Below are 14,192 nucleotides of genomic sequence, written 5' to 3' on the forward strand. Positions count from 1 at the left end.
TTTATTTTAAAGTGAATTTCTGTGATAGTTGGGCATCCGAATTGGTTCCCACAAACACTTCAAACTCTCCAGGTTCGGAAACGAACTCCAATTGACTGTTGTAAAATTTCAAATCATTGGGCGACAAGGTGATGGTGATTTCCTTCTTTTCCCCTTTCTTCAAAAACACTTTCTGAAAACCTTTCAATTCGCGCTTGGGTGGGGTTATACTTCGAACGATATCCTTTACATACAGCTGTACCACTTCTTCCCCATCAAAATTGCCTGTATTGGCCACCGTCATGGTTACTGAAATCGATTCGCCTTGACCTAAATTGGTTTTGTCCAATTTGAGATTGGAGTATTCAAACTTGGTGTAGCTCAATCCATAGCCAAAAGGCAACAAAGGCGTATTGGGAGAATCCAGATAGTTGGACCTGAATTTCTGGAACTCATCGCTTTCAGGAGCTGGTCTTCCCGTATTTTTCACACTGTAATAAATGGGGATCTGCCCCACATTCCGTGGCCAGGTCACCGTTAATTTTCCAGAGGGGTTGTAATCGCCAAAAACCACATCGGCAATGGCATTCCCCGCTTCCACTCCGGGGTGCCAAACTTGCAGGATGGCCACAGGCAGTCCAAGTTCTTCGGGGATGGTCAAGGGGCGGCCGCTCATCAAGATCAAGGTAACAGGTTTACCAGTTTTGACCAATGCCCGGATGAGTTTCTTTTGACTGTCCGGAATTGAAATATCGGTGCGGCTGGCCGCTTCCCCTGTCATTTCGGTGGCCTCGCCCACCACGGCCACGACCACGTCCGAATTTTTCGCCAAGGCAACAGCTTCTTCCATCATCACTTCTGGGGAACGTTTGTCAATTTCGATACGGGGACCGAATACGTTCACATTCTTGGCAAATTCAGGGTCATCTGAAACATTGGCCCCTTTGGCATATTGGATGGTGGCGTTTGGGGCCACATTTTTGAAACCTTCCAAAATGGTGACGGCCAAGTTTACGTCTCCCGTGGGCGCCCAAGTACCCAACATATTGTTCCGACTATCGGCCAATGGCCCGATCAGGGCTATCTCTTTGTTTTTTTGAAGGGGCAATACTTGGTTTTCATTCTTTAGCAACACAAAGGAATGTGCTGCCAATTCACGGGCCAAGGCCCTGTTTTCTTTGGTGAGGATATCCTTTTCTGGACGCTCGCTGTCCAAATATCGGTACGGGTCTTCAAAAAGTCCGGAAATGTACTTGGCCTCCAACACCCTTCTGCAGGCACTGGTGATCTCTTCCTCGGTCACTTTTCCTTCATCCAATGATTTTTTTAAGGTGGTGAGAAAACCTTCGCCCACCATGTCCATATCCAACCCGGCCTTGAGCGCCAGGGCAGAAACAGCTTGCAGATCGCCAAGACCATGGGCAATCATTTCATTGAGGGAAGTATAGTCCGACACCACAAATCCTTTGAAGCCCCATCGATCGCGTAGCAAATCGGTCAGCAACCATTTGTTGCCCGTTGCCGGAATGCCATCCACATCGTTGAAGGAGGTCATAAAACTGGCGGCGCCTGCATCCAAAGCAGCTTTGTAAGGGGGTAAATACTGATTGAACATCTTTACCTTGCCCATATCCACTGAATGGTAATCCCGGCCCGCTTCCGCAGCACCATAGAGGGCAAAGTGCTTTACACAGGCCAACATGGTGTGGGCCGCGGCCAAATCATTGCCCTGATATCCCTTCACCATGGCCTCGGCAATCCTCGACCCCAAATAAGGGTCCTCCCCTGCCCCTTCGGCTATCCTGCCCCAGCGGGGATCGCGGGCAATATCCACCATGGGCGAAAAGTTCCAGTTGATGCCGTCCGCCGTAGCTTCCTTTGCTGCCATTTGGGCCGCTTTTTGCACCAGTTCCATATCCCAACTGGCCGACAATCCCAAAGGGATTGGGTACGTGGTCTTATAGCCATGGATCACATCGGAACCAATGAGCAACGGTATGCCCAATCGGCTTTCCTTTACGGCGAGTTCCTGTGCTACCCTGACCTTATCGGGTCCGGCCACTCCAAAAAGCCCGCCCACTTGGCCGGCCTTGATCTTGGCCTCCACATTCTTACTGACCACTTCACCAGTGGCCACACCCCCGCCAGGGGTCAAAAGGTTGAGCTGACCTATCTTTTCCTCCAGGGTCATCTTTTTCAAAAGTGCCTCCACTTCGGGAATCCGTTGTTGGGCATTTGCTCCCCAAAAAGAGAGCACAACTAGGGCTATCACTATTTTTTTTGTGAACATGATTTGGTTGTTTTGTTTTGGTATTTTATTCTGATTTGACAATGGCCGATCGCTCGGAGATACCATTGTTGTTAAAGGCCTCTATTTGAAAATAGTAGGCATCCGTTCGGTCCATTCCGGAGAAATAATATTCGTTTTTCCCATAGACCATGATGCTTCCGTAGAGCTTGTCCTCCGATTTTCCGAAATAGATGACATAGCCATCGGCATGGTCGTTCTGTTTCCATCGGAGCCAAGAGTTCCTTCGTTCCCCAAACTTTTCGGGACTGGAGCGCAACACAATGAAGTCTTCAACCTTGGCTGGTTTTTCACCTGCACCCTTGCCGAACACCCGAAAACCGCTCAGGGCAAACTTGCCCGTGGGCATTTTGATGTTCTCGATCTTTAAGTATCTGGCCTGTGCCGTTTTCTTCAATTCGATATAGTCATGGGGCACATCGGTCTGGTTCTTGCCCTTGTCCACCAACACGGTCCATTTTTTCCCATCAAGGGAACCATAGATTTTGTATTGGTGATAAACTCCCTCGGATTTTCCCAGAAATTCGACATCTTGATCGGCATAATTGATCTGTATGGCATGGATGGTGGACACTTCCCCAAGGTCGGTCTGGAACCATTCGCCCTTATCTCCCGTCTTGGCACTCCAATAAGTCTTCATGTCCTCATCCACGGCAAAATTGGGTTGATATCCTCCCAAGGTGGAAGAGGCTTGAACGGGTTTGTTGTAGTTCAGGACCATCCAGCCCGTGAACAGCCCTTGGACATGATCTGCATTTTCCTTTGGAAGATAGGTCGGGTAATCGCCATACGCGGTATTGCAGTACATGACATCCTCTTGGTCAAAACCTGCTGGCCAAATGCCAATTCGACGTTCAAAACTGTTCTTTTGGTTCAAAATGATGGTGGACACATGCCACCAATTGCCATAGGTATCCTGATAGGTTGCACCATGGCCTGCCCCCCTTGCAAAACCCCCAGGTTTGTATGAAAAGGGATTGTGGTCTTGATAGGCAAAGGCTTCCAATGGCTTATCGCTCACATAGACCCCATCGCCATAACCGCTGAATTCGGTACCTGGGGCCCCATATTGCAAATAATATTTGCTGTTGTGCTTGGTCACCCATGCCCCCTCCATAAAGGGTTGCAGAAACGTATTGTCATTATGTTCACCGAAACGCTCCCATCCATGGTCTTCCGGGACAAGGGAAATCAAAGGTTTTACATAGCCTTCCGATTGCAGGGTCTTGGTATTGATTTCGGTGCCCAAAAGCGGAAACACATTGCTGGAGCCCCAGTACATGTATAGCTTATCGGTGTCCTCTTCGTAGAGGAAACCGGGGTCCCAGGCGCCGGCTTTTAACGAATCGACAGCGATTTCCCAGTTGTCCGTGGTCGGGTCCTTGCTTTTCCACATCGAAAATGCAGGACCGTGTGTGGAGCCAATCAAATACAGTTCATCCTTCATCACGAAGGCTGCCGGAGCGCAGAGTTCGTCATAGACCTTGTTCCTCTCCCTCAGAAACTTTCGGGGAATGAATTTCCAGTCGTACATATCGTCGCTCCACCAATAGCCCCATTGGTTGGTAGAGAAAAGGAAGTATTTGTCCTTGAATGTAACGATTACCGGGTCTGCCGTGGCCCTATGCTTGCCGTGAGTGGCAAAATTGGGTATGGGCGTGTAGCCATAGTCGATATTGATGGGATTGCAATAGGTTTTTTGTTGGGCATTTCCTTGGATTACCAAGCCCAAAATGAACACGAAATGCAGTACAAATCGATATGGTCTACGAAGTTTCATAGGTTATGGTTTCTCTTTTTTGTGCGAAAACAACCAAGGCAACAGGTCTGGTTCCGCAAAAGCAGGATCCCAACTGTTGTGGTTGGCAAAATCATACATCGTGAACTTGGGATAGACCCCTGCCTTGAGCAGGGCGTTCACCATTTCCATGGATTGGAGCGGGTTCACCACATTGTCCTGTGCACCATGAAAAACCCAAAGTGGCGTGTTTTTGGCATATACGGCAACTGAATTGGGATCACCTCCCCCACAAATGGGAACGGCCGCTGCAAAAGTGTCAGGCCTACGGCTCAAAAGCTCGAAGCTGCCCATTCCTCCCATGGAAAGCCCCATAAGGTATATCTGGTTGTCATCCGAATAGGGTTGCCGTATGGTACTGTCCAACAGATCCATCACCATTTTTAAAGGCGTTGTGGGGCCATCGGCATATTTAAAATCCAAGCTGATGGGATAGGTGCTTCGATCCACATCCACCTTGGCCCAATAACTGTCCTTGGGACATTGCGGAAAAATGACAATGGCGGGATGGCGCTCCTGAAGGTAATCCGTTGCGAAGAGTTTGCCACCATGTACCAATTGGCTCTCATTATCATTTCCACGTTCCCCTGCCCCATGCAAAAAGAGGATGACGGGATAGGTTTCGGTCTCCTTAAAATCTTTGGGGTACATGATCCGATACCTTAAGGTATCGTTCCCTTGAATGAGCATTTTTTTCTCATACTTGGCTTGCCACTGGGCGGAACCCAATGAACAGATCAAAAACATCAACGGCAACCATAAAAGTCTTTTCATATCAGAATCCGAGTTTAGTGAGCCCTGCCTGTACTTCTTCATTGGCCATGAACAAATTCCATAACAATCCTGTGCGGTGGTTTTCGATCATGATGATCTGCGGCCCTTGGTCTATGGCCAAATAGGCCTCGGCCACCCAAAAATTGTACTCTGGACTGAAGGCATCATAGAAGCCGGCAGGCCCCAATAGTTTGTCCTTATTTTTATAAAAATAGTGCATTGCCTTTAAAGATTCCTCTGGTGTGTAGGGAATGGAACTAACGGCCGCAGTGGGGGAAATCACTCCTGTATCGTTGGACGGGCTATGGGCATTGTAGCCAAGGCTACCATCGTTGTTTCTAGAATAACTGGCTGTCAGCCCCCAACAATCATTTCCATAATCCTGAAAACCTTGTGGATTAGTGACACAATATTGATAATTGATCTTGGAATGGTTCACATTGACGTCCCAATAATCCACATATTCATCGGAGAGGTTGGTGGGGTTGAGTCCCAAATAGGAATAATGTGCCCAAAATAGAGGCCCGCCAAACTGTTCCGAGCCTGTATGTCGCGCCAAAAGTGGGATTCCATATTGTGAATTGGCCGATTTGATCCCTCCATTGGATGCCCAACCATTGGCATATACTTCTTTTTCAATGCCGAAATCGGGTGAGGCAGCGGCCAAAACATAGCTGATCAGGACTTCATTGTAACCCTTCAGCTGCAAATTGATGCTGAAGCCATTATTGGGGCTCCAATGCCAATAAAGGGTATTCTGGTTCTGGGTATACCAATCCCACTCCACGCCTTTCCAGAGGTCATCAGCCTGTTGTGCCAATGCTTGTTCTTCCGCCGAGCCATTTTTCAAATACTCCTTGATGCAGATCAATCCTTGGGCCAAAAATGCGGTTTCTACCAAGTCACCTCCATCATCCAAGGCACTGAAAGGAATCGCCGCGCCAGTGGAACCGTTGATCCAATGGGACCATGCGCCATGAAAACGATCTGCATTTTCCAAAAAATCCAAAAGGGTGGTCAATCGTTCCACGCCTTCGGTCCTGGAAATGAAACCTCGTTCTATCCCCACGATAATGGCCATCAGTCCAAATCCTGTTCCGCCCGAGGTCACGATGTGCGAATCCCTGTTCGGGTCGTCCGGATGGTACCTTTCTTTGGCTCCTCCTGAATTTTGTTCGGCAAAATCCCAAAAATACTTGAAGGTTTCTTCCTGTACCAAATCCATCAGTTCGGCATCCGTTATGGTCGGCTCATCATCATCGGAACCATCCCCCGGGAGTACTGGTGGTGTTGGCACATAGGTATAGTCATCACCTCCCCCACACGAGACCACTAGAGCGAGGAGAAAGATGAGACTGTATGCTTTTTTAATCATCATTCTTTAGGTAAGGGCTATCGAAGCCCAATTTTGTCAATCCATTTTTCACTTCCTCGTTCGCCATGAAGAGTTTCCACAAAAGACCGCTCCTATGGTTTTCTATCATCACGGGAATGGGACCTTGATCTATGGCCAAATATCTGGGCAGATACCAATCGCTCTCCAGACTGAACGCATCGTAAGGACCGTATTCACCGACCAAGCTATCTTGTTTGGTATACATATACCTCAAAAATTGCATGCTTTCCTTAGGTGTGTAGGGCATGGAGGAAAGTGCCGCCGTTGGCGATATCACCCCCAAGTCCTCGCCTGGCCTGTGCCCCGCATATCCTTTGATGGAGTAGCTGGAGGTGAGCCCCCAACAGTCTTCCCCATAACCGTCATATCCCTTTGGATTGTCCACTGCATATTTGTAGTGGATCATGGCATGGTTGACGTTCAATTTCCAATAGTCGGCAAATTGGTCCGAAAGCCCTTTGGGGTCCAGTCCAAGATACGAATAATGTGCCCAGAACAGGGGTCCCACCGGCGCATCATCGTGCTCAAAATGGTTGAGTTCGGTTTCCAATCCATAATAGGTGGTGTCCTTCGCAATGGCTCCATCCAGTGCCCATCCTTTTTCATAAACACTTTTATGGATGGCATGTGTGGGGGACGCTGCTGCGAGAACGTACATGATCAAGCACTCGTTGTATCCCCCAACGGGAAAGTTCATTTCCCAGGCATACTCGGGACTCCAATGCCAATACAGCACATCTTCACCTCCTTTGGTGTACCAGTCCCACTCGACTTCTTCCCAAAGCTGTTGGATCTTTTGTGCCAATTTTTGTTCACGTTCGTTTCCGTCCTTGAAATATTCCTTTACGGTCAAAAGCCCTTGCACCAAAAATGCCGTTTCCACCAAATCGCCTCCATTGTCCTTTGGACTGAAAGGGGTCACTTTTCCCGATGGCAGCATCCAATGGGGCCATGCCCCATGAAAGCGGTCGGCCTTTTCCAAAAAGTCCACGATTTTTTCATATCGCTCCAAAGCCTGTTCCCGAGTGATGAACTTGCGCTCCACTCCCACCAAGATGGCCATAAGGCCAAAACCAGAACCTCCCGTGGTGATGATGTCCTTGTCGTGGTTGGGATACTCATTGTCCATATGGAAACGTTCCCTTGCCAATCCTGAAACTGGCTCCGCACCTTCCCAAAAATAGTTGAAGGTCTGGTACTGGACAGAATCCATCAATGCCTCATCCGTGTAGGAGATGGTATCCTTGCTTTTGCTTGTTAAATCTGCCTCTTTTTTGTTTTTATGGCCATTGCACCCTATAAGTAAGGATGCAACAGCCATTGGAACTAAAATTAACCTCATAAAAAAACTAAACTAACTCGACTAAACTAATTATTGTATCAAATTTTGAATTTCCTGTTGTGTAAGTGCTTTGCTATACAGCCTCAACTCATCCATTTGCCCTTTCTCTGTTTTGTGGTCCCACCCATTAAAATTGGGGTCACCGGACATGATCACCAAATCTCCCACACCTGTCCAGTCTATTCCGGTAAAAGCAGTTTCTCCAACCAATTCCCCGTTCATGTACAGTGCTGCATTAGTTGCCGAGATCGAGATTCCAAAATGCACCCACTCGTCAAGGGTCGGGTCTATGGTGGCGGGGACTCCTGGGTTCACCCAGGTGGCATTGGTGCCATTGCCCACAAGAAGTATGAATTTCTGTGCGTCCGCACTTCCTTCGCGGATCAATCCGAACCCACTGGGCTTATCGGATGGTGATGCCGGTTCTGCTGGTGCAATATTGATTATTCCCGCCCTCGTATCCGATGGGTCGACTTTCAACCAGAACGTGGCACTGAATTCATTTCCTTGGGCCAAATCGGCTGATGGGAACCGCAGATAGGAATCCGCAGCTCCTTGGTATGCATTTCCTGATACCCCGCCAACAAGGCTCGGAGATCCCACTTCGGTGGCATCTTCCCCACTTAGGACCTCAGTATAACTTCCATCAAAGGGTAAATAGAATGTAGAACTCGACTCCGTGACCTGCTTTTGAATTTCCTGTTGCGAAAGTGCTTTGTTAAACAGCCTCAACTCATCCATTTGTCCTTTCTCCGTTTTGTGGTCCCACCCACTAAAGTTGGGGTCGCCGGACATGATCACCAAATCTCCCACACCTGTCCAATCTATTCCGGTAAAAGCAGTTTCTCCAACCAATTCCCCGTTCATGTACAGTGCTGCATTAGTTGCCGAGATCGAGATTCCAAAATGCACCCACTCGTCAAGGGTCGGGTCTATGGTGGCGGGGACTCCTGGGTTCACCCAGGTGGCATTGGTCCCATTGCCCACAAGAAGTATGAATTTCTGTGCGTCCGCACTTCCTTCGCGGATCAATCCGAACCCACTGGGCTTATCGGATGGGGATGCCGGTGATGCCGGTGCAATATTGATTATTCCCGCCCTCGTATCCGATGGGTCGACTTTCAACCAGAACGTGGCACTGAATTCATTTCCTTGGGCCAAATCGGCTGATGGGAACCTCAGATAGGAATCCGCAGCTCCTTGGTATGCATTTCCCGATACCCCGCCAACAAGGCTCGGAGATCCCACTTCGGTAGCTGCTGTAATGGTAACCTGCTCATTAAAATCGCCGTCAAAAGGCATATAGAACATTTCTCCATCATATATAGGTACATAAGGTGGTGTTTTCTCAAAATCAATAGAAGATGTGGTGGTTTTGCCATCTATGTCCGTAGCCGTTATGGTCAATGTATGTACCCCCGTAGTTACATTGTCATAAACCAAATCATCCTTTATAAAATATCGGTAATCCAAGAACCCCGTATAGCTGGCAATTTCGGTCCCATCCATTGCAACAGAAACAGTGCTGATCTCTATATCATCCCTAACTTCAAAATCGATGGTTATAGCTGCAACAGCTTCTGGTACTTTTAACTGAAAACCATCTATAGGCTTGTTAATGACTATTGAAGGTGCCGTTTCGTCCACTCCTGCATCCACTGCGGTAATGGGGTCAATACCTTGATCACAGCCGTAAAAGAACATGACGGCCAGAAAACTTCCAATCAAATATTTTATTCTTTTTATCATGTCTAAGTCTTTAGTTGTTTATTATGTCTCCCAAAATGGGGAATTCATCAATTTGGTCTTGATGATAAGTAACAAAAGTTTTGTCCGGGGTAAAAGTTCTTCCCTCGAAGCTTAACTCTTCGTATCTACCCAATCTGACCATATCCAAAAACCGCTTGCCCCATTCCATGGCAAGTTCTGCATATTTCTCATCGACCAATTGATCTAAGGTAACTCCGCTCAACGGTGTCAATCCAGCTCTGGCCCTTACTATGTTCACAGCCTGATCAGCACTCATGGCCGAACCAGTCGCTCCATGCAGCAAGGCTTCGGCATAGATCAAAAGTGTTTCGGCGTACCTGTAAACGATGTAATTTTTATTGCTTCCATAATCTGTTCGGCCAGAAATCAATTGATTACTGGGCAGATAATGTTTTCCACTACAAAAAATGGCTCTTTCGTTATCCAATAATATATCTCCGTCCCGAGTTGTTGGAGAAACAAAATCCGGCAATGTTTCGGCCGTATAATCGGTTGCGGCAATAATGCTATCTATGCCATTTTGAGTGAACAACACGGTTGTTTCCAAACGTTCGGTCTCACCCCTGTCCAGCATAAACTTTACATACTTCATGCTGGGTTCAAAAAAGCCCCATCCTGCTCCTGCCCCGGCAACCGCTGGCGTCCATCCATTGGGTCCATAGGGAGCATACAGGTGACCTACCCTATTTCCCGTACCTGAATTAAAATCTGAATATTGGAATTCGAACAGACTTTCATCGCTCAACTTTCCCGGAGTTTTGAACAGCTCGTAATAATCGGACATCAAAGAAAATTTCCCCGAACTTATTATCTGACCGGCCGCATCTGCCACAGCTTGATAATTCTCCAATTCCTGATTTGCCAAAGCTTTGACCATCAATGCCGTGTATCTTGTGACCCCGCCTGGCAAATCGGTTCGCTCATTGGGCCTCATATTGGGCAAATATGGAATCGCCTCGTCCATTTGATCGGATATATGCTGCATTACCTCTTCTTTCGTGGGCACTGAGGTTACATTCTCAAAGGCACTGAGGTCTGAAGATTCTGGAATAAACACAGCACCATATACTTGGGAAAGTTGAAAAAGCAGTATCGATCTCAACACTTTTGCCTCTGCTATATATTGATTTCCACGGGCAATCCCCTCCTCATCGGCGAGTTCCATGTACCTGCTGATCTGCTCCATACCCGTATGTGCCGCTATAATGTCACCATAGTAGGTTTCCCACAAGGTCCTGGAACCAAAAAAGGAGTTATCATAAACATATCTGTCTTGGTTTTTTAACCCTTGCTGGTCTCCGGCCGCATTAACATCGTCTCCCCGGGTAGCTACGACCAAAGGTTGTTCCCAACCCCTATCATTGACTGCCTGGTAGATGCCGACTAGTGAGAATATCATATCACCCGTCTTTGAGAAATCGGTTCCGCCAGCAAAGTTATTATTAAGCTCTGGTTGCTCCAGTTCACTGGAACAGCTTGCCATCAAGATGCCCATGAATGCCAAGAGTGCTAAAAATTTGTTCGTTATTATAAATCTCATAGCTTTTATTTTTAAATTTTAATATTGACACCCATTGTATATACCCCTGGTATTGGATACGTCTGATTATCCCTACCATCTTGCACCTCAGGGGTAAAGCCGTTATAATCAAATAAGGTCAAGGGTCTTTCCGCAGTTATATAGAACCGTATTTTAGGGCTAAATTTCCCTGACAATTCTGGCAAGGTATAGCCCAAGGTCACGTTTTGTAACCTAACGAAATCACCTTTTTCAACAAAAAAGCTGTTGAGAAATTGATTGCTCCAAGGGTTTCTGATCCCCCTGGCAGAAGGGTATGAATTGGTGGAGCCTGGTTCGGTCCATCGATTGATGGCAAAATCCCTGTCTATGTTTGGATCGGGTGTTTGACGAATCGCGAATCGCTTTTGATTGGCAATGACGTTCCCTCCCTGTCCTATGACATTCAATGAAAAATCCCAAGCTTTATAATTAAGTCCTAAATTGAATCCGAAGGTATATGTAGGCAAATAAGACCCTAAATCCACTCTGTCCTGGGCATCTATCATCATATCTCCATTCTGATCCACGAAACGAAAATCGCCAGGTTGCACCGTCAGACCATTTCCAATGGCTGTCTGTGCAGCGGGATCGGCTTCGATTTCTTCTGGAGTTTGATAAACCCCGGCAACCTCTAGTCCGAAAAATGGATTTATGGTACCCCCGACCACGGTTCTTTGGGCAACGTCACCCCCGGTGGTCAGGTTTTCCTGCCCTTTCAAATCCAACACTTCATTTTTCAGGGTTGAAAAGTTTGCCCCAATAGTGTAGCTGAAATCGTCAGAAACCTTTTTGTTCCAATTCAACACGACCTCAAATCCAGTGTTCCTGATCTTTCCAACATTCTGTCTCGTCGTTCCAGGAACCAACAATCTAGAAACTGGAATTACCGCATCTCTGGTTTCCCTCTTAAAATAATCGGCATCCAAGGACAATTGATTATTGAACAATCTTGCAGTTACACCCACATTGGTCTCTGCCGTTACTTCCCATTTCAAGGCTTCAAAGTCGCTACTGGTAACTTGTCCGGAATATGGAGTGTCCCCAAATGCCGCGACTACTTCCTCCGAGGTGATACCCCCTGAACTGGATGCAACATTGGCGTTCCCCAATTCACCCCAACTACCTCTAAATTTTAGAAAATTGATTGCATTGGTCTCAGGAAAAAAAGATTCTTCCGAAATGACCCAGCCTGCACCAATTGTTGGAAAATACCCCCATTTTTCTTGATACTTGCTGGTTCCATCCGCACGGAACGTACCATACAGAAGGTATCGGTCATCAAAATTATAGGCGACACGCCCAAAATAGGAAAAGAAATATTCCCTTGCACCATCGTCGCCCGTAACCCTGACCCGATCGTTATCCACACTGGTATCTATGGTATCGGACAAATCCAAATAATAGGACTCGTCCCCAATTCCTGGGCCATTGGGAAAATTCAGACCTTTTACCTCCAAGAGCTCAAAAGACCTGTCCCTAAATGCGGTACCTGCCAAAAGGGTGAGATTGTGTTTTCCAAAACTATCGTTATAGGTCAAAGTATTGTCCCAAGTCTGTTCAGAAAAGGTTTCGGTCCTTTTGATCAGCTCTGCATTTTCCCTAAAGGCATCACCATTTCCAAAAAAGTAGGGAAGCCTTACCTCTCTTACTTCCAAGGTTTCAAAATTGTGATAATACGCGGTCTTGAACGTTAATTTATCCGGAACTAGTTGATAACTCAAATCAATGGCCATCAATGTGTTCCGTATTTTATTTCTATTCTCCGTGTTTTCCATTATCGGGAAAGGGTTTTGGGTACCCCTATATCCCAAGTCCTGCGCATTTGCATAAGGTCTTGGATAAGCATCCGTTTTGGATGGATCCAGCATCGGCATGACAGGTACTGCAAAATATGCCAGTGCAAAGGCAGTATCTTCCGGTCTGTACCTAGTGGCATTGCTAAAAAGTGTGGACAATCCCACACTTAAACGATCGCTGACATCAAAATTCAATTTGCTCCGAACATTCAAGCGTTCAAAATCGTTCTTCATTTTAAGGATCCCTTCTTGCTCAAAATAGTTCAACCCTACCGAATAGGTTATGTTTTCTGAACCTCCTGCAACATCAAAACTGTGGTTTTGCTGTAAGGCATGTCGGAGGATCAAATCGTACCAATCGGTATTGACATCTGGAACATTGGGATTGACCCTACTCCTTCCGTAACGCTGCATAGCATTTTCAATAAATTGGGCCTCGGCCGCAGAACCAGATTCTCTGGCCAATGTTGCAAACTGTTCTGAATTAGAGAGTTTCACCAAGTTTTGGGCTACCTGAACTCCTTGATAACCGTTATAGGTAATTTGTGGCTTTTGGTTCTTTTTACCAGATTTGGTCTCGATCAAAACAACGCCATTTGCAGCCCGTACACCATAAATGGCCGCCGCCGAAGCGTCTTTCAATACTGAAATACTCTCAATATCCTCGGTATTAAGAAAATCAATATCATCAAAAAATGTCCCGTCGACCACATACAGTGGATTGGAGGCCCCTCCTACATAAGAACCTATACCCCTCACCCTAATGGTTGGGCCTGTACCTGGGGCTCCGCTACTCACCACCTGTAAGCCTGCGACTTTCCCTTGTAATGACTGCATGGCAGCACCAGAAGGGGTTCTGGTAATATCCTCTGCCTTAACAGTGGCAATGGAACCGGTCAAGTCTGCCTTTCGTTGGGTACCATACCCGACCACTACAACCTCATCCAAGCTTTGTGTATCCTCTTGCAGGGTAACGTCAATGGTGGTACTGTTACCAACAGGGACCTCTTGCGTGGCAAATCCTATATAACTGAACACCAAGGTCCCGTCCCCTGGCACGTTGTCCAAGCTATAGTTACCATCAAAGTCTGTTTGGATTCCCGTTGTTGTACCTTTTAAGATCACACTCGCTCCGGGCAATGGTTGGTCAAAATTGTCCAATACCGTTCCCGAAACCGTGATGTTGTTTTGGGCAAAAAGTATTGCCTGAAACAACATAAACGAGATTAGCAAAAGTTTGCTTTTAATTTTCATAATTGTGCAAAAATAGAGTTAGATTTTTACTAAATTAACAAAACCTTAAATGCTTGGCGCACAGAGGCAATACATAATAAATACATCATGAAAACACCCTTGAAAAGGCCTTATTTCACTGTATTTGCAGTAGTTTCCCTGTAATGACTGTGAAAAATATTAACATTGTGATGTAGTAATGATGTAATCCAAAAAAGTAGGAATTTTACCTTAA

Annotated in this window: 8 protein-coding genes; all 8 read right to left on the reverse strand. The window is 46.6% G+C overall.

The genetic code is table 11. The annotated features are described in order from the left end of the window. Position 1: 1 nt before the first annotated feature. Genes bglX through DB398_RS03925 form a run of 8 tightly spaced genes read right to left on the reverse strand, consistent with a single transcriptional unit; the run spans position 2 to position 13,942 of the window. Complete coding sequence (bglX, locus tag DB398_RS03890) at positions 2 to 2,269, reverse strand: beta-glucosidase BglX (RefSeq protein WP_108423225.1); 2,268 nt, start codon at positions 2,267 to 2,269, stop codon at positions 2 to 4. A gap of 25 nt (positions 2,270 to 2,294) precedes the next feature. Beyond that, a complete protein-coding gene (locus DB398_RS03895) occupies positions 2,295 to 4,067 on the reverse strand; it encodes a discoidin domain-containing protein (RefSeq protein ID WP_108423089.1) in 1,773 nt (590 codons plus the stop codon). Between the two features lie 3 nt (positions 4,068 to 4,070). Next, the gene (locus DB398_RS03900; protein WP_108423226.1) at positions 4,071 to 4,859 is read right to left on the reverse strand and encodes a carboxylesterase family protein; all 789 of its coding nucleotides are present in this window, start codon (positions 4,857 to 4,859) and stop codon (positions 4,071 to 4,073) included. A gap of 1 nt (position 4,860) precedes the next feature. Beyond that, entirely contained in the window at positions 4,861 to 6,237 is a 1,377-nt protein-coding gene (locus DB398_RS03905; protein ID WP_417935541.1) for a glucoamylase family protein, read from the reverse strand. Further along, positions 6,227 to 7,597 (reverse strand): glucoamylase family protein, encoded by a 1,371-nt coding sequence (locus tag DB398_RS03910; protein WP_108423090.1) that lies wholly within the window; start codon positions 7,595 to 7,597, stop codon positions 6,227 to 6,229. The genes DB398_RS03905 and DB398_RS03910 overlap by 11 nt, the downstream gene beginning before the upstream one ends. 30 nt (positions 7,598 to 7,627) lie before the next feature. After that, positions 7,628 to 9,346 carry a LamG domain-containing protein gene (locus DB398_RS03915; RefSeq protein ID WP_108423091.1) on the reverse strand — a complete coding sequence of 573 codons (1,719 nt, stop codon included), beginning with the start codon at positions 9,344 to 9,346 and terminating at the stop codon, positions 7,628 to 7,630. Positions 9,347 to 9,356: 10 nt separating this feature from the next. Further along, the gene (locus tag DB398_RS03920; protein ID WP_108423092.1) at positions 9,357 to 10,907 is read right to left on the reverse strand and encodes a RagB/SusD family nutrient uptake outer membrane protein; all 1,551 of its coding nucleotides are present in this window, start codon (positions 10,905 to 10,907) and stop codon (positions 9,357 to 9,359) included. A gap of 11 nt (positions 10,908 to 10,918) precedes the next feature. Next, complete coding sequence (locus tag DB398_RS03925; protein ID WP_234416036.1) at positions 10,919 to 13,942, reverse strand: SusC/RagA family TonB-linked outer membrane protein; 3,024 nt, start codon at positions 13,940 to 13,942, stop codon at positions 10,919 to 10,921. Positions 13,943 to 14,192: the final 250 nt, after the last annotated feature.

The organism is Flagellimonas amoyensis, assembly GCF_003058265.1.
GTDB lineage: Bacteria > Bacteroidota > Bacteroidia > Flavobacteriales > Flavobacteriaceae > Flagellimonas > Flagellimonas amoyensis.

Coding starts and splice junctions, on each gene's coding strand:
- bglX (WP_108423225.1), bottom strand. CDS start 2,269: ATGTTCACAAAAAAAATAGTGATAGCCCTAGTTGTGCTCTCTTTTTGG.
- DB398_RS03895 (WP_108423089.1), bottom strand. CDS start 4,067: ATGAAACTTCGTAGACCATATCGATTTGTACTGCATTTCGTGTTCATT.
- DB398_RS03900 (WP_108423226.1), bottom strand. CDS start 4,859: ATGAAAAGACTTTTATGGTTGCCGTTGATGTTTTTGATCTGTTCATTG.
- DB398_RS03905 (WP_417935541.1), bottom strand. CDS start 6,237: ATGATGATTAAAAAAGCATACAGTCTCATCTTTCTCCTCGCTCTAGTG.
- DB398_RS03910 (WP_108423090.1), bottom strand. CDS start 7,597: ATGAGGTTAATTTTAGTTCCAATGGCTGTTGCATCCTTACTTATAGGG.
- DB398_RS03915 (WP_108423091.1), bottom strand. CDS start 9,346: ATGATAAAAAGAATAAAATATTTGATTGGAAGTTTTCTGGCCGTCATG.
- DB398_RS03920 (WP_108423092.1), bottom strand. CDS start 10,907: ATGAGATTTATAATAACGAACAAATTTTTAGCACTCTTGGCATTCATG.
- DB398_RS03925 (WP_234416036.1), bottom strand. CDS start 13,942: ATGTTGTTTCAGGCAATACTTTTTGCCCAAAACAACATCACGGTTTCG.